15 protein-coding genes are annotated in these 20,592 nt (G+C 67.3%); 9 read left to right on the top strand and 6 right to left on the bottom strand.

Annotated features, from left to right (window positions below; translation table 11 throughout):
* Positions 1 to 193: 193 nt before the first annotated feature.
* Together TFU_RS10610 and TFU_RS10605 are read left to right on the top strand one after the other, a co-directional pair.
* Complete coding sequence (locus TFU_RS10610) at positions 194 to 1,810, top strand: SPFH domain-containing protein (RefSeq protein WP_011292571.1); 1,617 nt, start codon at positions 194 to 196, stop codon at positions 1,808 to 1,810.
* Positions 1,810 to 3,162, top strand: coding sequence for an SPFH domain-containing protein (locus TFU_RS10605; RefSeq protein ID WP_011292570.1), 1,353 nt, complete (start codon positions 1,810 to 1,812; stop codon positions 3,160 to 3,162). The genes TFU_RS10610 and TFU_RS10605 overlap by 1 nt, the downstream gene beginning before the upstream one ends.
* Positions 3,163 to 3,238: 76 nt before the next feature.
* Here the strand turns inward: TFU_RS10605 and TFU_RS10600 are convergent, their stop codons facing one another.
* Positions 3,239 to 3,928: a hypothetical protein gene (locus tag TFU_RS10600; RefSeq protein WP_038043960.1), complete on the bottom strand. Its 690-nt coding sequence runs from the start codon at positions 3,926 to 3,928 to the stop codon at positions 3,239 to 3,241.
* A 191-nt stretch (positions 3,929 to 4,119) separates the two neighbouring features.
* Between TFU_RS10600 and TFU_RS10595 the strand changes: the two genes are divergently transcribed.
* The 3 genes from TFU_RS10595 to TFU_RS10585 all read left to right on the top strand — a co-directional run bounded on the left by TFU_RS10595 (position 4,120) and on the right by TFU_RS10585 (position 8,163).
* Positions 4,120 to 4,815 carry a ribonuclease HII gene (locus tag TFU_RS10595; protein ID WP_011292568.1) on the top strand — a complete coding sequence of 232 codons (696 nt, stop codon included), beginning with the start codon at positions 4,120 to 4,122 and terminating at the stop codon, positions 4,813 to 4,815.
* A 149-nt stretch (positions 4,816 to 4,964) separates the two neighbouring features.
* Positions 4,965 to 7,373 carry an AAA family ATPase gene (locus tag TFU_RS10590; protein ID WP_011292567.1) on the top strand — a complete coding sequence of 803 codons (2,409 nt, stop codon included), beginning with the start codon at positions 4,965 to 4,967 and terminating at the stop codon, positions 7,371 to 7,373.
* A gap of 67 nt (positions 7,374 to 7,440) precedes the next feature.
* Positions 7,441 to 8,163 carry a nucleotidyltransferase family protein gene (locus tag TFU_RS10585; RefSeq protein WP_011292566.1) on the top strand — a complete coding sequence of 241 codons (723 nt, stop codon included), beginning with the start codon at positions 7,441 to 7,443 and terminating at the stop codon, positions 8,161 to 8,163.
* A 75-nt stretch (positions 8,164 to 8,238) separates the two neighbouring features.
* Here TFU_RS10585 and TFU_RS10580 read toward each other — a convergent pair whose 3' ends face one another.
* Both TFU_RS10580 and TFU_RS10575 read right to left on the bottom strand, forming a co-directional pair.
* Positions 8,239 to 9,840 carry a hypothetical protein gene (locus tag TFU_RS10580; RefSeq protein ID WP_011292565.1) on the bottom strand — a complete coding sequence of 534 codons (1,602 nt, stop codon included), beginning with the start codon at positions 9,838 to 9,840 and terminating at the stop codon, positions 8,239 to 8,241.
* A 92-nt stretch (positions 9,841 to 9,932) separates the two neighbouring features.
* Positions 9,933 to 10,181 carry a hypothetical protein gene (locus TFU_RS10575; RefSeq protein WP_011292564.1) on the bottom strand — a complete coding sequence of 83 codons (249 nt, stop codon included), beginning with the start codon at positions 10,179 to 10,181 and terminating at the stop codon, positions 9,933 to 9,935.
* A gap of 702 nt (positions 10,182 to 10,883) precedes the next feature.
* Between TFU_RS10575 and TFU_RS10570 the strand changes: the two genes are divergently transcribed.
* The 3 genes from TFU_RS10570 to TFU_RS10560 all read left to right on the top strand — a co-directional run bounded on the left by TFU_RS10570 (position 10,884) and on the right by TFU_RS10560 (position 16,285).
* Positions 10,884 to 12,950: a SpoIIE family protein phosphatase gene (locus TFU_RS10570; protein ID WP_011292563.1), complete on the top strand. Its 2,067-nt coding sequence runs from the start codon at positions 10,884 to 10,886 to the stop codon at positions 12,948 to 12,950.
* A gap of 329 nt (positions 12,951 to 13,279) precedes the next feature.
* Entirely contained in the window at positions 13,280 to 14,971 is a 1,692-nt protein-coding gene (locus TFU_RS10565; RefSeq protein ID WP_016188988.1) for an RNA polymerase sigma factor, read from the top strand.
* A 393-nt stretch (positions 14,972 to 15,364) separates the two neighbouring features.
* Positions 15,365 to 16,285 carry a hypothetical protein gene (locus TFU_RS10560; protein WP_016188987.1) on the top strand — a complete coding sequence of 307 codons (921 nt, stop codon included), beginning with the start codon at positions 15,365 to 15,367 and terminating at the stop codon, positions 16,283 to 16,285.
* Between the two features lie 14 nt (positions 16,286 to 16,299).
* Here the strand turns inward: TFU_RS10560 and TFU_RS10555 are convergent, their stop codons facing one another.
* The 3 genes from TFU_RS10555 to TFU_RS10545 form a co-directional block, all read right to left on the bottom strand.
* A complete protein-coding gene (locus tag TFU_RS10555) occupies positions 16,300 to 16,653 on the bottom strand; it encodes a hypothetical protein (protein ID WP_011292560.1) in 354 nt (117 codons plus the stop codon).
* A 42-nt stretch (positions 16,654 to 16,695) separates the two neighbouring features.
* Positions 16,696 to 17,493, bottom strand: coding sequence for a peroxide stress protein YaaA (yaaA, locus tag TFU_RS10550; protein ID WP_011292559.1), 798 nt, complete (start codon positions 17,491 to 17,493; stop codon positions 16,696 to 16,698).
* 402 nt (positions 17,494 to 17,895) lie between these two features.
* Positions 17,896 to 18,120, bottom strand: coding sequence for a DUF7455 domain-containing protein (locus TFU_RS10545; RefSeq protein ID WP_011292558.1), 225 nt, complete (start codon positions 18,118 to 18,120; stop codon positions 17,896 to 17,898).
* A 357-nt stretch (positions 18,121 to 18,477) separates the two neighbouring features.
* Here TFU_RS10545 and TFU_RS10540 point away from each other — a divergent pair, with 357 nt between their 5' ends.
* A complete protein-coding gene (locus TFU_RS10540; RefSeq protein WP_011292557.1) occupies positions 18,478 to 20,586 on the top strand; it encodes a DNA gyrase/topoisomerase IV subunit B in 2,109 nt (702 codons plus the stop codon).
* Positions 20,587 to 20,592: the final 6 nt, after the last annotated feature.

The raw sequence follows: 20,592 nt of genomic DNA, 5'->3' as shown, positions 1-20,592 counted from the left end.
ATCCCCGCAGCCACGTCCCGCGAGGGCGGCCACCCGGCCGCCCTCGCGCATTTTGGGACGGTTGCTCTCTTGTTACTCGGAAGTCCGTATCCCTGTGAAAGGATGCCGGGACCGCGGAGGAATCGGAACCAGACGAGTGTCCACCGCGTCTGGACAGTATGTCCTCAACATCAATGGAGAGGAGTCCTCGCCTATGTCCTTTGCGCAAGCCGTGCGCGGGGCAGCAAGCGCGATCGCCCAAGGAGGCGATCCGCGCCAGGTGCTCAGCGACGCTGTCGACCAGGCAGCTGAGCAGTATGGACTCGACCCCGCGGACTTCCTGGCCGCACGCGACCAGAACGCTTCCGTGGGCACCCGGATCGAACAGCAGACCACGTCTCTAGCCAACGCGGGCGAGGCACTCAACCGCAGCCGCTACGAGCGCGGCCCCGAGGGACCCGTCCACGTCATCTGCCCCATGGTGATCCCGCGCGGCCGCACCGCGCGAGCCCTGCTCCCAGTGATCCTGCTCGTGATGCTAGGACTGGTGGGCAGCCTCGTCACCCTGCCGCTGCCGCACGCCACCATGATCTTCTTCGGTCCCCACTACTGGGTGCTGACCGCCGCGATCGGCGCCTTCAGCTGGTGGCGGCAGGGCATGGTCATGGTGCCCGACGGCTGCGTCGCGCTGATCAGCAAGTTCGGGAAGCTGGAGCAGGTCGTCGGTCCTGGCCGGGTCACCCTGCTCAACCCGTGGAAGCGGGTGTCCTACATCATCAACACGACCCGGGAATACCCCTTCAACGCCCCGATCCGGGAGGCGCCCACCAGGAGCGGCGTCAAAGCCTCGGTCGACCTGTTCCTCCAGTTCCGCATTGAAGACCCCATCGAGTTCGTCTTCACCCTGGGCGCGGTCCAAGGCTTCCAGGACAAGCTCAACAACGCCATCAGTGAGACGACCCGCAGCCTCATCTACGAACAGGAGGCCGCGAAGATCTACGACCTGGTCGGGGAGAACACCACCCGCCTGCTGGAGCAGCTCAACCAGCAGTTCCTGCCCGCGGTGCGCTTGACCAGTGTCAACATCACCCACGCGGAGCCGTCCAGCCAGGAGTACCGCATGAACCTGGCCGCCCCCGAGATGGTGCGGGTGGCGAAAGAGGCCTACACCTACGAGTACCAGCTCCAGCTCCGCAAAGAGCAGAACGAGGGAGACCTCAACAAGGAGCTCGCCTCCCTCAACGAGACCCTCTCCGGGATCCAGGCAGAGATCGCCCAGTACCAGGCGCAGATGGACACCGCCTTGGAGCGGGAGACCAACCGCGCCCGTGCCCTGGCCCGGCAGCGGTTCGTCGAGGCGGAGAGCACCGCGCAGGCCAATGCCGCGCTGCTGGAAGCGCAAGCCCTGGACATCCGCGCGGTCAGCGCGGCTGAGGCCCCCGAGATCCTCAACTACCGCTTCCAACAGGACCTGCTGGACAAGCTGGAAGCGGTGGCGGACAGTCTGCCGCAGCTCGTACAGGTCGGCGACGGCGACGCAGCCATCGACTTCCTCCGCGTGGCGCAGCAGCTCATCGGCGGCACGGACCCGGTGCTCTTCTCCGACGAAGAGATCGCCGCGCTCCGTACCCGGCTCGCCGAAATCCAGGAGCGTATCGCTGCCCGCGAACCCGAGATCGCCGCACTGCTCGGCGAGCAGGAAACGCCCCAGGCCACTGAGGCAACCCTCGCGGAGCAGAGCCCGGCATCGGAGGGGGAAGCAGGGGGCAGCCCGTCCCCCGGTGAGCCGCACACGGCGCACTACGACTCCGACCAGTGGGGAGGCCAGTGATGAGTCAGCCGGTCAGCCGCGGGAACTCCACCATCAAAGAGGCGCTCGCTTCCTGGGGTGACATTGCCCGCCTGCTGCGCGGCGGCGACCAGGGGGCGCTGGTCCCCGTCGTGATTCCCCGGGACAGCCGCGGGCTCAAATGGATGACCTTCGTGTGGGTGGGGATCTACCTGGTCCTGACCGCGCTGGTCGCCGCCCTGGCCGCAGGGGAGATCGTCGGGACGGTCATCGCGGTCCCCGCCCTGTTCTTCGGGATCATCTCGCTCGCCCTCGCCCTGCTGTGGTGGTGGCGCTCCTCCATCGTGGAGATCGAACAGGGCACCACGGGGGTGCTCACCAAGTTCGGGGCTATCGTCGCGGAGCTCGGACCGGGACGCCACTACCTGTGGCACCCGTGGACCCGCGTCGACTTCGTGGTGGACACCTCCACCGAAATCCCCTACAACGCCCCCGTGCTCGCCTGCCCCACCAAAGAGAACGTTCCGCTCAAGTCGATCGAGTTCTTCCTGAAGTTCCGGATCACGAACGCGACCGCCTTCGTCCGCACCATCGGCGCCAGCAACTTCGACCTGGTGCTGTCCAGCGCAGTGCAGGATGCGATCCGCCAACGCAGCCGCCTGGTGCAGACGGAGAACGCCCACGACCTGCGGGGCTCGGATGTCGCGGACATGCAGGAGCTGCTGAACCGGCAGCTCAGCCGGTACGGGGTGCAGATCATGGGCTGCAACATCCCCGACGTGCAGCTCCCCGACCAGTACCAGCAGCACCTGTCCACCCGGGAGCGGGTCGCCAAGGAGATGGTCGCCTACGAGCAGGAGTGGGAGCTGATCCGCAAGCGCCGCATCGACACGCTCCTGATGGACATCGAACGGTCCAAGAAGACCCGGGATGCCAAGATCGTCGAGGTCAACGCGGCGTTGAACCGGGCTCGCCAGGACGTGGCGCAGATGCTGGAGGAGCAGGAGACCGAGGCGCAGCGGGTGCGCTACGAGATCGAGACGCGGGGCCGGACCAACTTGGTCGCCGCCATCAACGAAGCCACTGCGCAGCGGCGGCTCGCCACCGCCTACCGCGACAACCAGGCGATGCTCCGCTACGAGCTGGCCCGGCGTCGACTGGAAGTGGGCGCCAAGCTCGCCGAACAGGCCCCCACTCCGGTAGTGGTGCGCACCGGCTCAGGGGCAGGGGACACGTCCGCGCTGTCCACGCTTCTGCTCGCCCAGCTTCTGCCGGGGATCACGGAACGCCGGACGGGCGGGCTCGGCTCCGTCATCGGTGCGCGCATCGAGGAAGGGGACGCGGTCCAGCAGGCGCAGGAGGCCATCGCCCACTACCGCCAGCAGGATCGGTAGTCCATCGGAAAACAGCCACGACAGACAGTGCGGGGGTGGGCTGGAAGCCCACCCCCGCACGTGGTTGCGGCCGAGGTCAGTGCTCGGTCCAGGAGTACCATTCGCCTCCGATGTGCTCGTAGACCCGGTTGCCGTGACCGGGCACGAACACGTCGGTCGGCAGCACTTTGGGGCTGTAGGCCAGCCCCGACTTCTTCAGCAGCCCGGCACCCTCCACAGTGAACAACGTCACACCTTCGAGCTCGGTGACCTCACTCACCGGGTAGAAACCCGTCCACTGCTCCTCCGGGAGGAGCACCGTGGAAGAGTTGGAGGTGGCTCGCAGCCGCAGCAGGTCGTCGGCTGACGCGTCCACCCGCGCCTGCAAGGGGACATCCGCGAGGGAGAGCACCACAGCGGCGAGGGCGATCAGCGGTGGAGTGAGCCAGCGCAGCCAGTAGTAGCGGATCATTGGCCGGGCCACCGTCATCGCGATGCCCAGCCGCAGCGCACCCATGGTGGCGAGCAGCGCACCCCCGCCGAGGCCCAGGATGAAGCTGGGCAGGTGGCCACCGGGCACGCTGTCCTCGTACAGCAGCACCAAGGCCACGATGACGCAGCTAGGCAGGTACAGCACCCCCGGGGGACGCGACGCCCAGGAGATGATCCGCTGGGCAAGGGTCGGCCGAGGCGCAATAGAGATGAGTTTGGCGACCGATTCCTCCCCGGTCCCTGGCTGTCCACCCTGTGGTGCGGGTCCAGTGGGCTCGGGAGTGGCGGCGGACATGAGGAGGCAGCCCCCAACAGAACAAAGGAACACGTGGAACGGAAAACAAGCGAACGGGCACGGTAACCCCACGAGGGAGCGGCCGCAGGGACGGCCGTGTGGGGCAGCCCGTATCTCTCCCAGAATAGGGGAAGCGGAGAGACCGACGTGCGCTACCGCGGAGTAGTGCGGAATCTCGCTACTCTGGCCGAATGGTGAAGGCATCAGCGACGATTCCCCCGCCGACCTACGACGTGGAACAGGAGCTCATCGCAGCGGGCGCCCGGGTCGTCGCCGGGCTTGACGAGGTAGGGCGCGGCGCCTGGGCCGGCCCTGTCCTGGTCTGCGCGGCGATCACCGACGGCTCGCCTCCCCCGGAAGGGCTCACCGACTCCAAACGGCTCACCCCGCGGCGGCGTACCGCCATGGCCGAACAGGTGCGTTCCTGGGTCCGCGGCTACGCCTTCGGCCAGGCCTCGCCCGCGGAAATCGACCGGCTCGGCATGACCGAGGCGCTTCGGTTGGCTGCCCACCGGGCGCTCGACGCCCTGCCGGTGCGCCCCGATGCGGTCATCGTGGACGGCAAGCACGACTACGTCGGTGCCCCGTGGACCGTGCGTACCCACGTCAAAGCCGACCTGACCTGCGTCAGTGTCGCGGCAGCCTCGGTCCTCGCCAAAGTGCACCGCGATGCGCTCATGGCCGAGCTGGACGCCGAGTACCCCGGCTACGGTTTCGCTACGGGAGCGGGCTACCCTTCGCCGGTCCACCGCGCAGCGCTGGCCGAACACGGGCCCACCCCCCACCACCGGCTGTCCTGGTCCTACCTGGACCGGCTGCCGCGCTGGCGCCATCTGCGCGTGGTCCGGGACAGCGCCGTGGACGGCCAGTTGAGCCTTCTGGACTGAGCCCGTCCGCAGGAGGGCCCGGCCCGCTCCGGTCCGCGACACGCGCAGCGCTCCTTACGCGACACGCGCGGTAAGCGGCAGTATGGAACGCGAGCCGGTACGAGTGTCCCTGAAACAGGGCGCACAGGGCATATCGCGAAAGGGGCAGCATGGGGCGCCAGATCGAACCCCGAGCCGCGCAGCGGCCCAGGGCGGCCTCTCTGGAACGCCTCCGTTCCACCTACCACCGGACCCCGTTACGTACCCGGCTGCTCGCCGGGCTGGGGATTGTCCTCGCCGCCGCGGTGGTCGCGGTGCTCACCCAGCTCTCCGTGTGGGCGACAGTCACCGGAACGGTTCTGCTGCTTGCACTGTTCACCGCGTTCATGCACTCCGCCGGGGCACTCGCCACCGCCGTGGTCTGCGTGGGCTGGACGGTGGTGGCCCACACCCTGATGTCGATTCCGCTGCACGGCCAGCCGGCACTGCTGCTCATCCCGCTGCTGCCGCTGCCCGTGGCGCTCGTGGCCGCGCGCATCTCCGCGTTCCCGGTGTGGCACACCACGCTGGTGACCCTGCTCGGCGGACTGATCGTCGGCTTCGGGCTGGCCTTGGCCCATATGACCATTCCGGCGGTTCCCGCAAGCCTGGGGGTCGCCGGGATGGTGCTGGGTGCCGCGGTGACCCTGCTCTGGCGGTGGGTGGCGGCCCGCCAGCTCACCAAGGAGCTGGACCGCTACCGGCAGGAGGGAAGGGCTGCCGCCGCTGCGGGGCCCGCCGTCCCCGCGGCCCAGCGCGCTCGCGCCCGCGGCGGGAAAGGCAGCGCGGGCAAAGGAGAGGTCGCCGCAGAAGAACCGATCCCGGTCACGGAGGCGCTGGCCCAGCTCGAGAGCATGATCGGTTTGGAACCGGTCAAACAGCAGGTCCGCGCGATCGCTGCCGCGATCGAAGCGGCCCGGCTGCGGGCCGACGCGGGATACAGCGTCGACCGGCCGCTGCGCCACTTTGTGTTCTCCGGGCCGCCCGGAACAGGCAAGACGAGTGTTGCGCGCACCCTCGCCACGATCTTCCACTCCTTCGGGCTGCTCCCCACGGCACGCGTGGTTGAAGCGAGCCGCGCCGACCTGGTTGGGGAGTACCTCGGCGCGACCGCGATCAAAACCAACGAACTCGTGGACCGGGCCCTGGGCGGGGTGCTGTTCATCGACGAGGCGTACTCGCTCGTCAACGAGGGGGACGGCCAGCCCGACCGGTTCGGCAACGAAGCAGTGCAGACCCTGCTGAAGCGGGCCGAGGACGACCGCGACCGCCTCGTCATCATCCTCGCCGGCTACGAGGCGGAGATGGACCGCTTCCTCGCCTCCAACCCGGGACTCGCCTCCCGGTTCGCCACCCGCATCAGTTTCCCCAGCTACACCGCGGACGAACTGCGCCGCATCGCTGAGTCCTTCTTCGCCCGCCGCGGCGACCGGCTCGACGAGGCCGCCGCCGCGGAACTAGCGGAACGGATGGAGCAGGTCGTCCAACGCGGAGTGGTCGACGAACTGGGCAACGGCCGGTTCGCCCGCTCCCTGGTGGAGAAGGCTGCCGAGGCCCGCGATGTGCGGGTCGTCACCCGGGAGTCTTCCGGGAAGCGTCCCGACCCGGAAGAACTGGTGACGGTGCGGGCCGCCGACATTGTCGCCGCTTACGAGGCCCTCACTGCGAGGCTCCCCGGTTTCACTCCGCCCCCCGACATCACCGAGGCGCTCGCGGAGCTCGACGCGATGGTCGGCCTGGAACCGGTCAAACGCCAGGTCCGCGCCATCGCCGCCCAACTGCGGATGGCCCGGCTGCGCGAGGGACAAGGCCTGCGGGTCCCAGCTCCGATGCGGCACTTCGTCTTCGTCGGCCCCCCAGGCACCGGGAAGACCACGGTGGCCCGCATCCTGGGCCGAGTGTTCGCGGCGCTGGGGCTGCTCACCCGCGCCGACGTGGTGGAGGCGAGCCGCGCCGACCTGGTGGGCGAGCATCTGGGTGCGACCGCGATCAAGACCAACCAGCTGGTGGACCGGGCCCTGGGCGGGGTACTGTTCATCGACGAAGCGTATTCGCTGGTCAACCCCGGCTACAGCGGCGGCGACGCGTTCGGCTCTGAAGCAGTGCAGACCCTGCTCAAACGCGCCGAAGACGACCGGGACCGGCTGGTCATCGTCCTCGCTGGCTACCCGGAGGACATGGACCGCTTCCTCCACAGCAACGCCGGGCTGGCTTCGCGGTTCACGGTGCGCGTGGCCTTCCCCAGCTATACGCCTCAGGAACTCATCGAAATCGCGGAGCGCACCGCCGCGCAGACCGGGGATTCCTTCGACGAAGGGGCCCGCGCGGACATGGAACGGGTCTTCAGCTACGTGTGCGAGTCGGGCTGGATCGACGAGCTCGGCAACGGCCGCTTCGCCCGGTCACTGTTTGAAAAGGCGTGCTCCTACCGCGACCTGCGGGTCGCGGAGAACCTCGGTGAGCGGGCCAGTGCCGCCGATCTGACCACGATCACCAGCGCCGACCTGCGCGCCGCCTACACAGAGCTGACCCAGCGGTGAACAGTGGGGCCGCCGCAACGGACTGCACACTTCCGGAAGATCGGGCGGCCCCTGCTATGGTCCGCTCATGAGTCGTTCCAGCGAACCTATCCGACAGGCCGTCATTCTCGCCGGGGGGCAGGCGACCCGGTTGCGGCCCTACACCGACACCCGTCCCAAGGCCATGGTCGAGGTCGCCGGTCGGCCGATCATCGACTACCAACTGGAATGGCTAGCCCGGCACGGTGTCGAGCATGTCGTGGTCTCCTGCGGCTACAAGGCGGAGGTGTTGCGGGAGCACCTCTCAGGGCGGACCGATCCTGAAGTCAGCATCCTGGTGGAAGACGAGCCGTTGGGGCGCGGTGGCGCGCTGCGTTTCGCGAGCTCCGGGCTCCGCGACACCGAGTCCCCCTACTTCGCGCTCAACGGCGACATCCTGACGTGGTTCCCCCTGGACGAGTTCACCGCCTACCACCGGGAGAAAGGCGGGCTCATCACGCTCGCCCTGGCGCAGTACCGCACGAGCTGGGGGATTGTGGACGTCACCGACAGCGGCCTGATCGAAGGGTTCACCCAAAGCCCGCTGCTGCCGTTCTGGATCAATGCCGGCGTCTACATTTTCGAGCCGGAGGCCACTGAGCTGCTGCCGGTCAAGGGTGACCACGAGTCCAGCACGTTCCCGGAGCTAGCCAAGCAGGGGCGGCTCTACGGCTACCGGATCGACGGTTTTTGGCGAGGAGTGGACACCGTCAAAGACGTCAAGGAAGCCAGCGAGCAGATTCCACGCCTCTTCGGCGGAGCCGCGCAGTAACTGCCGGGGAGCGGGCGGACTGCCCGCTCCCCGAAGGGCGGTCCGTGCCCCCGGAAGAGGCCGTGGACCGCCGGGCTAGAGTTCGTCGAGGATTTTGACGAGCGCGGCTTCATCATCGGCCCCGCTCAGCGCGACGAGCAGCGTGTCCAGGACTTCGGACCGCGAAAGCCCGCGGTCGAGCAGCCGCTGCGCCGCGGACCACAGGTTGGGCGGGTCCCCGCGCCACAGCCGGTCGGCGAGCTCTTCATGCGCGTCAAGTGCTTCCTCGTCCAACCGGTCGAGAGGCCGGTACGGCTCCTTGGGGGCCCCGCTGTGCCGTCCGCGCGGCTTCTGGGGCGGGTCGTAGGAGCCGAAGTGGTCGAGCCGCAGCAGTGCCCGCCGTCCGGACCGGGTCGTTGGGTCGAACTCGTCGTGGGCCAACTCGGTCACCAGCGGGAAGGCGAACATGCGGCGGGGTAGGGCGGAGAGGTCCCCGTCGGGCAGGAGCCGGTTGAGCACTTCGCGGCGCAGTCCGAACGTGGACGAAGGGTCCCAGTACGACCGGGAGAACGCGGCTGTCGCCTCCCATACCGCGTCGACCGTGGCGTGGACCGCCACTTCCGGGAGTCCTTGGAAGGGGCCGGCCCAGCGGACCCACGCTGCTAGGACATGCGGCATGGCTTCCTGTTCCTCCGGCAGCAGCAGCACGCGGCGCGGCAGCCATTCCAGCAGAAAAGCCTCGACTTTCTGCGGGCTGACCCGCATGGGGCGGCCGAAGTCGGCGTCGCAGCCGTAGTCGATGATGTGCTCCGCGCAGCGTCCCGCAGCGTAACTGTCGGACAGGTCGGCCGCAGCATCGGAAGCGAGGAAGCGCGCGGCGAGGGTGGCGCGTCGGTCGCGCCGCCACGACACGGCGCGGCTGGGCGGTTCGGGCGGCAGGATGCGGGCGCGCGCCCGAATGAACCCGAGAAGCTGGGTGACCGAGCGGCTGGGCCGGAAAGCGGGGGAGTCGGCGGCGGTCGCGGCCACGAGGCGGGCAGTCCGGTCGATCGCCGACGTGAGCAGGGTGTGGGCGCGCCCCAGGGAGACCGAGGTGAAGGACATCATGGGGTCTCGGGCTGCCTGGTCGGCGCCGTGGCGGAGCAACTGGTCGACCTTGGTGCTCACCCACGCATCGCGCAGCACGCCTCCCAGGTTGTGGTCGATGGTGGTGACCAGCGCGTGCTCCCCGGACGGTGCGCCTTCCTCGGTTTCGTGGCGGTAGACGCAGATGAGTTCGTCCGCGTCGCCGAAGAGGGAGCGGGACACGTAGGCCTTGATAGGTCGGACCGTAGCGGGTGAGGTGACCCAGTGCGGGCTGGCGATGCCGCGGGCAGCGAGCTCTCGGGCGCCGCGCCGGGCGATCAGCCGGTGCCGAGCGGACACCCCGATGGTGGAGACCCCGGTGAGCAGGGCCAGGGCAGCCGGGGTGGCGGCACGGCGAGCGTAGTCGAGCAGGCCCTCGCCGATGATGAGGTCCGGGTCGATGTCCCGGGTCCGCATTTCCTGCCAGGTGCTCAGTAGCTCACTGACAGTGATCTCTGCATCAAGGGGATGACGTACCGTCAGCAGCGCCCGGGCGCCGCGGAGGAGTTCCGCGAACACCTCGTCGGGCGGTGGAACGGCAGCAGAGCGGGAGGAAGAGGGCGGATTCGACACTCAACGAGGGTATGACAAGGACAGGGAAAGGGCTGGGAATGGTTTCGGCCTAGTCGCGTGGTATCAGCAGAGCGCGGGAGGTCCGATCAGGATCAATCTAGCAGGCCGGTATCGGCAGCGGATGGGGACGCGGACGGAGGTGCGGATTCGACGAGGGCACGCAGGTGCTCTCGAGCGACGCGTTCGACCAGGCTGGGCGTGGCCTCGAACCCGAGGTGCCGGGCGCAGTGCCAGGTGTCGGTGACACAGCGTTCCACCGAGCGGTGCGGCAGGGTGTGGAATTCGTTACGTAGTCGGGCTGTGACGTGCTGCATGTCCGTGTGCTGGTCGATCCTGAGCATTCACGCCCCCTCGTGACGTCGGCGGAAACGGTGGCCGATTCCATTCCACAACGTCGGAGCAGCCTGTCAAGCCCTCCTGCCTGGACCTTGCCCAAGTTTGGGGTGATTTGGGAAGTTTGTTGCGCTATATCTGTTATGCGGGGATTGACCGCTGGAAATCCGACACTCAGCTCACCTGAGCTGTGACGTTCCGTGGGGGCGGAGGGAAAAGCGGGGACTCGAGGGGGACCCGGGAAGCGTGGGGGAGAAGAACCCTAAACCTTATTTCGGTCAGCGCTGCTTCGCAAAGCTGCGGCGAAAGCCAAAGGTCTACCACGGAGAACAGCGGGGTTTCCCTAAAAAGGACGACCGAAACGGCGAGATCCTCCGGATATCATTAGGGTAAAGTATATTGTTTACTCTCCGCTATTGTCGCGGGCTGCGCCCTTTGGCTAGACCGGGGGATCAAACCGTCGTGTCCTATGCTGAGGCGGTGCGGTGACAGGCGAAATTGCGGTGAGGTACGGTTTCCAGAACTGGGGTTTCCTGTTTTTCCGGCGGACCGTGCGGGGAGGGAGTGGTCGCTGTGGGCACCGTTCGCGGTCCCGCCCGACGGGACATACCCCCTATTCTCAATAGGGATGGCCGAGCACCGTACCAGCCGCTTCCCGCAGCCCTCAGATCTATTCTGATCACGGGGAAAGGGTCCCGGAGGTGTCACCGATGAGCACCGAGACGTCCGTCCCGTTTCTCCGAGTTTCCCCTATGCACCCCGTTGACTCCGCACTCCTGGACACGCTTCTCAAAGAGGCGCCCATCGGTTTCGCCTTCTTCACCCCGGACTTTTGCTTCCAGCGCGTCAACCGTACCCTGGCCACTATTTACGGGCGGTCGGCCGACGAATGCTACGGCCGCACGCCGGACGACGTCCTTCCTCCGCCGGACGCTGCAGAGCACAAGCGGGCCCTTTCCGCGGTGCTGGCTGGTGAATCAGTGGTCTACAGCGACCACCATCTCATCGGTGGCACCCCCAGAAACCCCGACGAGGAACGCCACTGGGCGCTGTCCTGGTTCCCCGCCTACGACGAGGGGAAGATCACCGGGGTGGCGCTGATCGCGGTCGACATCAGCGAACGCCATAAGGCGGAGTTGGCGCTACGGCGCAGCGAAGAGCGCTACCGCGCCCTGATGCAGGCGAGCAACCAGATTGTCTGGGCCGCCGCCCGCGACGGCCGAGTCGACGAAGACTGTCCGGAATGGCGCGCCCTCACCGGCCAGTCGGTAGAGGAGTACCTCGCCGAAGGCTGGCTGGCCGCGGTACACCCCGACGACCGCGAGCGCGTCCAGCTCGCATGGGAAGACGCCGTTGAAGACGGGACGGTCTTCGAAGAGAACTTCCGGGTCCGCCACCACAGCGGCGAGTACCGGCACTACCGCACTCGCGCAGTCCCCCTGACCCGCGACAACCAGGTCGTGGAGTGGGTCGGCACGCACGTCGACGTCACCGCCACCGATGAGGTGCGGCAGCTCCTCACCCAGCAGCTGCAGAAGGCGGCGATGCGGACGGCCCGGTTGCAGAAGGCCACAGCCGACCTCGCCGAGGCGCTCACCGTCGATCAAGTGGTCAACGTGATGACCGAGATCGGCAGTTCCGCGGTCGGGGTGTACCGCACCGCGGTGGCCCAGCTCACCCCGGAACGGCTCAAACTGCAGCTTCTCAACGACGACGGCATCCCGGACGTGCCCGGAGCGCCGCCCCGCGAGATGCGGCTCGAAGACCTCAGCATGATGACCCTGGCGGTCCGCGAAAGCCGCACCATCATCGCGGGGTCGCCGGAGGCGCTGCGGGAGGTCATGAAAGACCACGAGAACACGCTCACCTACCTGGAGCACACCGACGAGCGGGCCTGGATCGCCCTGCCCATGATGAGCGCGGGCCGCCCGATCGGCGCGCTGCGCTTCTCTTTCCGGGAGCCCCGGGAGATCTCCGAAGAGGAACGGACGTTCCTGGAAGCGCTTGCGGGGCAGTGCGCGCTGGCCTTGGAACGCGCCGCCCTGTATGAGCGGGAGCACAACACGGCCGAGGCCCTGCAGAAGAGCCTGCTCCCCGAAGAACTCCCCGAAGTACGCGGAATCCGGTTGGGGAAGCTCTACAACCCCGGAACCAAATACGTGCAGGTGGGTGGGGACTGGTACGACGCGTTCCGGCTGACCGACGGCCGGGTGGCCGGCGTGCTCGGCGACGTCATGGGCAAAGGGATCAAAGCGGCGACAGGGATGAGCCGGGTGCGTAATGCGCTGCGCGCCTTGGCGTTCAGCATGCCCGAGCCCGCGGACGTCCTCACCGGTCTCGACAACCTGTTCGCCGCGACTGAGAGCAACGATCAGATTACAACTCTGATCTACTTCGTGCTGGACCCGGAAAGCGGCCACGGTACCCTCGCCAACGCCGGGCACCTGCCCCCGCTACTGATCCCAGAAGAAGGGGAGCCTCGGCTCCTGGAAACCGAGCCGTCGACCCCGCTCGGTATTCCTTTGCCGAGAGAACAGCACAAATTTTTTGTCCCACCCGGTAACACCATGGTCCTCTACTCCGATGGACTAGTAGAGAACCGCAAGCGTGCTGCAGGAGCGGGTCTCGAAGAACTCGTCACCGCAGCTTCCCGAGCACCGGCGGAGGTGGTGGGCGATCCACAGAAAATCCTGAAGTACCTTGTGGAAAGGATGCTTGCGGGGCATGACCAGGATGATGACGTAACCTTGCTTGCCGTCCACGTCCCCGCAACGTGAGATCGGGTCGCGCGAGCAGCCAGCGGCGAACTACCCGTCCGCCCGCCTAAGGTGGGAGCAAAAGATCCACAAGTAGTCCCCGCGTCAAGCGGGGTTGATCCGAACCCGACCACCGGACCTTTCAACCGCGTACCAGCCAGGTCCGCGGTGGAAAGAATCTTACTTGGCTGATGTGTCGAAACGCTAGAGAAGGCACAGCGGCCCAGTACTACGGTGGGCCTCCCGCGAGTGGGGGAATCGGGACCGAGCCGGGAGCTGGACACCGTCCCCCCGACTCACCGGATCGTCGAGTCCAACAGTCTCGCCACACGTCCGTTCGAGAGGTGTTTGTGTCACCTGCCAGTTCGACCCGCTCTAAGCAGCAGCCGGAGGCGCTGCAAGAGCCAGTCATCCAGCAGCTGATCGAGCGTGGGCGGTCCCAGGGGTACCTTGAGCCCGAGGACGTGCGCCGTGCCTTTGAAGAGGCCGAGATCCCGATGTCGCAGGCTCAGGCTGTGCTCCGCACCCTGACCAAAGAAGGCGTCACCCTCATCGTGAACGCGGCTGAGTCCGCACCGCCTCGACGCAAGTCCACCCGGCGTAAGACAACCTCCGCCTCTCGGGCGGCGGCTCAAACCAGCACCACTCGGGCCAAACGCACGGCGGCAGCCCAAGAGAAGCCCGAGGCCGCGACTGCCGTGAAGAAGAGCACGGAAGACGCGGAGGAGACCACCACAGCGTCCAAGAAACGCACGACCAAGGCCGCCAGCACGAAATCCAAGACGACCGCCAAGCGCAGCACGGCCAAGAAGACCACGACCAAGTCGACCACGAAGAAGACCGCCAAGACCGCGACCAAGAAGAAGACGGCTGCGACAGCGGCCACCCCCGCGGTCGAAGAGGAGCTCGGCTTGGAGGCGACCGACCTCCTCGAGGACAACTTCGAGGAGACCGGCGCCGACCTGGAACTGGTGGACGACACCGACGACGAGGTCGTCGAGCTTGAGGAGACCACTCCGGCGAAGCGGAGCCGGGACCTCCCCGAGAAAGCGGACGCCGACGACGATGACTCCTTCGTCCTCTACGACGACGACGATGACGCGCCGGCAGCGCAGGTCGTCGCGGCGGGAGCAACCGCTGACCCGGTGAAGGACTACCTCAAGCAGATCGGCAAGGTTCCCCTCCTCAACGCGGAGCAGGAGGTGGAGCTCGCCAAGCGGATCGAGGCCGGTCTGTTCGCTGAGGAGAAGCTCTCCAAGAAGGGCCACGAGCTCACCCCGGAGGAACGGGAGGAGCTGGAGTGGATCGCTGAAGACGGCAAGCGCGCCAAGAAGCACCTGCTGGAGGCGAACCTGCGCCTGGTGGTGTCCTTGGCCAAGCGCTACACCGGCCGCGGCATGCTCTTCCTCGACCTGATCCAGGAAGGCAACCTCGGCCTCATCCGGGCGGTCGAGAAGTTCGACTACACCAAGGGCTACAAGTTCTCCACCTACGCAACCTGGTGGATCCGGCAGGCCATTACCCGCGCGATGGCCGACCAGGCCCGGACGATCCGTATCCCGGTGCACATGGTGGAGGTCATCAACAAGCTTGCCCGGGTCCAGCGCCAGATGCTGCAGGACCTGGGACGCGAACCGACTCCGGAGGAGCTCGCCAAGGAGCTCGACATGACCCCGGAGAAAGTTGTCGAAGTCCAGAAGTACGGGCGCGAGCCGATTTCCTTGCACACCCCGCTCGGCGAGGACGGCGACAGCGAGTTCGGCGACCTGATCGAGGACTCCGAGGCGATCCAGCCGGGCGAGGCGGTCAGCTTCACCCTGCTGCAGGAGCAGCTGCACTCGGTGCTCGACACCCTGTCCGAGCGGGAAGCAGGCGTGGTGTCGATGCGCTTCGGGCTCACCGACGGCCAGCCCAAGACTTTGGACGAGATCGGCAAGGTCTACGGCGTGACCCGGGAGCGGATCCGCCAGATCGAGTCCAAGACCATGTCCAAGCTGCGCCACCCGTCCCGTTCCCAGGTGCTGCGCGACTACTTGGACTAACTCCACGTGGGGCCTGGGCCGGTCCCTCGACAGAGGTGGCCGGCCCACTCGCATAGACGGACTCCGGCGGCCCGTTCAATGGTGTGGCGAATCCGGAGAACGGAGCCGTCGGAGGCTGCCTCATGATCCCCTGCACCGGACAGCTCCGATCATGCCGCTGCCCGAGTATGGGGAAGATAAAAATCTGAGACCTCTTCGTGATCTCTGCTGCTGGCGGGGCGCTGACCTTCACGAACACCGAGCAGTAGCCAGTCACGGCCCCCTTTTCCCCGAGGGCGGGACCGTGCGGCACTATTCTCGACTCCTATGGGAGCTTTCGGACAGGATGCGCAGTCTGTAGCGGGCGGCGCATCATCCCCCGCGAACGTGGTGGTCGGCCGCTGCTGGGACAACATGGTCCTGGATGCCGGGGTCGAAGCCGTGGAGGAAGGGCATCTCGCAGCCGGGACAGCCCTGCTCCGAGAGTCGCGCAACAACCCTGAACTGCGTGCCCTGTACGTGGACGCCCTCAGCAGCGCCGCGGTGGGCCGCAGCGCGCAGATCCACGCCCTGCTCTCCCCGGACACCGAGGAGCACGACGCCGCGGACATCCTGCTCTGGCTGGGCCGCACCCTCATCGACGAAGCCTGGCGGATCCGCGGCGACGGTGTGGCGAGCACAGTCAGCCGGGAGCGGTTCAAACTGTTCTTCGCCACCCTTGCCCAGGCCCGCGACCCGCTGCTGGCCGCAGCCGAGATCAACCCGGATGACCCCGTGCCCTGGTCCTGCCTCCAGTGGTTCGCCCTGGGCATGCAACTGGACCGGGAGGAAAAGGACTACATCTGGCAGCGGGTCATCGAACGCTGCCCCACACTCTTCCCCGCGCACTGGGCGCGCATCCAAGTCCTGGCTCCCAAGTGGGGCGGCAACATCGAAGAGATGATGGAGTTTGCCCGCGGGTCCGTGGATCTTGCCCCCGAAGGCAACCCGCTGACCGCGATGATCGCGCTGGCCCACGAGGAACGGTTCAGCCAGTGCATCAGAGACCTGGCCCACCGCAAGCGGTTCCTCTCCGCGCTGCGCGTGTTCCTCACCTACTACGACGAGGACGTGACCGCGGAACTCCAGGCTGCGGCCGCTAAATGGTGCACCCGGCCTGTTCCGCACCCGCGCGACCTGGAAGCCCACCACCTCTTCGGCTGGTCCTTCTACCAGACCTCGGCCCGCGACCACGCGCGCTGGCACCTCTACCAGGTGGGCAACCGCCTACACCGGGCCATGTGGCGCACCCCCGAAGAGTTCGTCCGGGTCTTGCGGAAACTCGGCCTCGCCTGACCGGTGGCCCGCGTTCACCCCCAGGAGAGCAGGGCTGCAACGACGCACCCGGTCAGCGTCCCCAAGAGCAGCCCGCGGCCCAGCGCCTGAGCGCTCCGCGGCCGCTTGCCGAAGGCCAGCAGCGGTCCTAAGACCAGCAGGACGACCAGGGCCAGCCACCGCAGCGGATGGTCCATGACATCACTGGTGCGGAGCACGGCCGCCGGGACAGCGAACACCATGACCCCCAGCCCGAGCAGCACGGACAGCACCGCGGTGGCACGGGAGGCGCGTCGCGGGGGACGGGGCGCCGCACCAGATGGATCCTGCCGGGTGTACGGGTTGGGCGGGGGCGGGATGTTCGGGTTGTAGGGAGTGACCGACGACACAGGAAGCACCACCTGACAGCACGGAGGGAACCGGGAAGCGATTCAGCCGGACACGATGACGTTCAGCGTCTGCGGTCCACCGCCCCGCGCGGGAGACGTCAGCTCCACCTGGTAGCCGAGGTCAGCGAGCAGGATCGCCAGCTCCCCGGGGGTCTGCGGGGTCTCCTGCGCGGTCAGCAGGGAATGCGCCACCGCACCCCGGACTGCTTTGGCTTGATGACTGACTACCGAGCGGCGGGGAACACCGTCCATGACAGTCTGCCGCAGCACGCGAACGGCGACAGTGTGTTCCGCGATTTCCGGGCCGGGCCGGAAAGCGGCCGCGTAGGCGGTCGACCGGCAGTCCACCACCAGACGGCCGCGGGCCACGGCCGTCAGCGTCTCGGTGAGGTGGGCCCGCCAGAACGCTCCCAGCGGTCCGAGCGGAGGCAGTGAGACTCCCATGGACAGTCGGTACGGCGGAACCGTGTCGGATGGCCGCAGTACTCCCCACAGCGCGGAGAAGATCAGCACTGACGTGTCGACGCGGGCGGCCGCCGGTCCCGCGAGCAGCTCCCCAAGCCGCAGCCGGTCATAGAGGACCCCGGTGTACAGGTCGGCGGCGCGCAAGGTCGCTGCCGTGCGGAGTTCCCGGTTGCGGGGGAGGGCCTCGGCCTGCCGCGAAGACAAGCCGAGCACGGTACGTGCCTCGGCAAGAGGACGCGCGGAGACTTCTTCCAGGGCGGTCAGCACCGACTCCCGGGCAGGCGTGAGCTCGGGCAGGCTCAGGGAGTCCAGGGAGAGCGGGGGACCATCTCCCGGAAATGCTTTGCCTTCAGAGGGGGGAAGCAGGATGAGCATGAGGCCTTCGAAAGCTTGGAAGCACAGCAACCCGGCAAATCGTACCAAGCGATACCGAAGAGGGTCCCGAGAGTACGCACAGTGAACACTGAAGGGCAGATGGTCGCGCCGGTCCTGCGCACCCGCGGGAACCCTGGGCACCCGGCGCTGGGGCGCAGCAGCGCACGGCGCGCCTGGCCACGGTATGCAGAGGACCGGGAAGGGCGGCGCTTCCGCCAGGCCACAGGCTTCCCTCCCCGTCCAGCAGCGGTGCCCCGGTCTCTCTGCCGTGGCACCCGTGGGCGCGGGAACCGTGCTCACTCCGACGCGGGTGCGGCCGCGGCACGCGCCCTGCCCCTGCCCGAATACACATCGGCGGCGACCCTCGCAGAGGATCGCCGCCGGGCGTCTTCAGGTGAGGGGCTAGCGCTCTCCAGCACGGTTCTTCGGAGAGAGCAGACGGTCGGTTTCGTCGTGGATTTCCATGGCGACCTTACGAATAGACTCGCCGTGCTGGCGCATGTGGTGGGCGCAGAACAGCAGCTCCCCGCCGGAGTTGAGCACCACTCGGACATACGCCTGGGCGCCGCAGCGGTCACAGCGGTCAGAAGCTGTCAGCGGCCTGGTGGGGGCAAGAGTTCCAGTCACTTCGCCTTCCTCAATCTCTCGGCGCTAGTCACTCGGGACAACATCTAACCGGACGAAGAGCTTCCCGACCAGCCCTTCTGTACGCCGACAGCGGAATCGGCCCGGTTCGTGGCCTACCTCTCATCCTGGTGCGTCTCGGATTGTCTGAACGGAGTCTTACCCTGCGACACGTGGGGTTATCCCAGTAGCTCGGAATGCGGACTACGGCTGCTGCGGCTACCCTCAAACCGAACTCGGTGCTGCTGTACCGCAGAGCGAGACAGCGCACGGGCGGCCGCATGCCCGCCCCAGCAACACCCCGCCCGTACCACCGGGTACGGTCCATTCGCACATCCCAGACACTGCAGGAGAGTCCCCGTGACCGCCGCCCTCACTACTGACTTCCACGACCCCGAGGAATACTCGGCTCGACACCTGTCGGTCTTGGAAGGCCTCGAGGCGGTCCGTAAACGGCCGGGCATGTACATCGGTTCCACGGACAGCCGGGGCCTCACCCACTGCATGTGGGAGATCATCGACAACTCCGTTGACGAAGCTCTCGCGGGCTACTGCACCCGCATCGAGGTCGTGCTGCACGCGGACGGCTCAGTCGAAGTACGGGACAACGGGCGCGGTATTCCGGTCGACATCGAACCCAGCAGCGGACTGAGCGGCGTGGAACTGGTGATGACCAAACTGCACGCCGGAGGCAAGTTCGGTTCCGGTTCCTACACCGCCTCCGGTGGCCTGCACGGTGTGGGCGCCTCCGTGGTGAACGCGCTCTCCGCGCGGCTGGATGTCGAAGTGGACCGCGGGGGCCACACCTACGCGATGAGCTTCCGGCGTGGCATCCCCGGGGTGTTCGACATGGACGGCCCCGATGCCGGGTTCACTCCCCGTTCCGGCCTGGAGAAGATCCGGAAGATTCCCGCGAAAGTCACCGGGACCCGCGTGCGGTTCTGGGCCGACCGGCAGATCTTCCTCAAAGATGCCGAAATATCCCGGGAAGCCCTCGTGGAACGGGCCCGGCAGACCGCTTTCCTCGTCCCAGGCTTGAGCATCGCGATCCGCGACGAGCGCACCGAAGGCGAGGAGCCCTACGAGGAGGAGTTCCGCTTCGACGGCGGTATCGGGGAGTTCTGCGATTACCTGGCCCCCGACACGGCGGTGAGCCCGCTGCTGCGGATCGAAGGCAGCGGCACCTTCACCGAGACCGTGCCGGTCCTCGACGACCAGGGGCACATGGTCCCCACCGATGTGGAGCGGCGCCTCGACGTGGACATCGCGCTGCGCTGGGGCACCGGCTACGACACGGTCGTGCGTTCCTTCGTGAACGTCATCGCCACGCCTAAAGGCGGCACGCACGTCTCCGGTTTCGAACGCGCTCTCGTCCGTGTCATCAACGACCAGTTGCGTGCCACCAAACTCCTCAAAGCCAACGACGAGCCGGTCACCAAGGAGGACGTCCTCGAAGGGCTCACCGCCGTGGTGACGGTGCGCCTGCCGGAGCCGCAGTTCGAAGGGCAGACCAAGGAGGTCCTCGGCACCTCCGCGGCCAGCCGCATCGTTTCCCAGATCGTCAGCCAGCACATGCGTGCCTTCCTGACCTCCACCAAGCGGGCGGAGAAGCAGCAGGCCCGCACTGTGCTGGAGAAGATCGTTAACGCCGCCAAGGCGCGCCTGGCTGCCCGCCAGCAGCGGGAGACCCAGCGGCGCAAGAACGCCCTGGAGAATTCGGCGCTGCCCGCCAAGCTGGTGGACTGCCGCAGCGAAGGGCTGGAACGCAGCGAACTCTTCATCGTGGAGGGCGACTCGGCGCTGGGCACCGCCAAACTCGCCCGGGACTCCGAGTTCCAGGCGCTGCTGCCCATCCGAGGCAAGATCCTCAACGTGCAGAAAGCGTCCGTGGCGGACATGCTCAAGAACGCGGAATGCGCCGCGATCATCCAGGTCATCGGCGCTGGCTCCGGGCGCACCTTCGACTTGGACGCCGCCCGGTACGGCCGGGTCATCCTCATGGCCGACGCCGACGTGGACGGGGCGCACATCCGCTGCCTCCTGCTGACGCTGTTCTACCGCTACATGCGTCCCATGCTGGAAGCAGGCCGGGTGTTTGCCGCGGTGCCGCCGCTGCACCGCATTGAGCTGACCAATGTGCGCCGGAAGCGCGGGGCCCGCCCCGAGGACCGTTACATCTACACCTACTCTGACGCTGAACTGCACCAGAAACTGGCGGAGCTGGCAGCGAAAGGCATCACCTGGAAGGAGCCCGTCCAGCGGTACAAGGGCCTCGGGGAGATGGACGCCGACCAGTTGGCGGAGACCACGATGGACCCGCGCTACCGCACCCTGCGGCGCATCCGCCTTAAAGACGCCGCGGAAGCGGAGGCGATGTTCGAACTTCTCATGGGCAACGAAGTGGCACCACGCCGCGCGTTCATCGCCCAGGGGGCCCGCGAACTCGACCCCACGCGTATCGACACGTGAGCGCCG

Source organism: Thermobifida fusca YX (assembly GCF_000012405.1).
In the GTDB taxonomy this organism is placed as follows: Bacteria; Actinomycetota; Actinomycetes; order Streptosporangiales; family Streptosporangiaceae; genus Thermobifida; species Thermobifida fusca.
The sequence above is the reverse complement of the archived record's forward strand: the minus strand, read 5'-3'. Positions and strand labels throughout refer to the sequence as shown.

What these genes read in the sequence shown, in the direction of transcription:
- TFU_RS10595 (WP_011292568.1), top strand. Translation starts at nt 4,120, where the DNA reads ATGGTGAAGGCATCAGCGACGATTCCCCCGCCGACCTACGACGTGGAA.
- TFU_RS10570 (WP_011292563.1), top strand. Translation starts at nt 10,884, where the DNA reads ATGAGCACCGAGACGTCCGTCCCGTTTCTCCGAGTTTCCCCTATGCAC.
- TFU_RS10575 (WP_011292564.1), bottom strand. Translation starts at nt 10,181, where the DNA reads ATGCTCAGGATCGACCAGCACACGGACATGCAGCACGTCACAGCCCGA.
- TFU_RS10605 (WP_011292570.1), top strand. Translation starts at nt 1,810, where the DNA reads ATGAGTCAGCCGGTCAGCCGCGGGAACTCCACCATCAAAGAGGCGCTC.
- TFU_RS10610 (WP_011292571.1), top strand. Translation starts at nt 194, where the DNA reads ATGTCCTTTGCGCAAGCCGTGCGCGGGGCAGCAAGCGCGATCGCCCAA.
- TFU_RS10590 (WP_011292567.1), top strand. Translation starts at nt 4,965, where the DNA reads ATGGGGCGCCAGATCGAACCCCGAGCCGCGCAGCGGCCCAGGGCGGCC.
- TFU_RS10560 (WP_016188987.1), top strand. Translation starts at nt 15,365, where the DNA reads ATGGTCCTGGATGCCGGGGTCGAAGCCGTGGAGGAAGGGCATCTCGCA.
- TFU_RS10600 (WP_038043960.1), bottom strand. Translation starts at nt 3,928, where the DNA reads ATGTCCGCCGCCACTCCCGAGCCCACTGGACCCGCACCACAGGGTGGA.
- TFU_RS10585 (WP_011292566.1), top strand. Translation starts at nt 7,441, where the DNA reads ATGAGTCGTTCCAGCGAACCTATCCGACAGGCCGTCATTCTCGCCGGG.
- yaaA (WP_011292559.1), bottom strand. Translation starts at nt 17,493, where the DNA reads ATGCTCATCCTGCTTCCCCCCTCTGAAGGCAAAGCATTTCCGGGAGAT.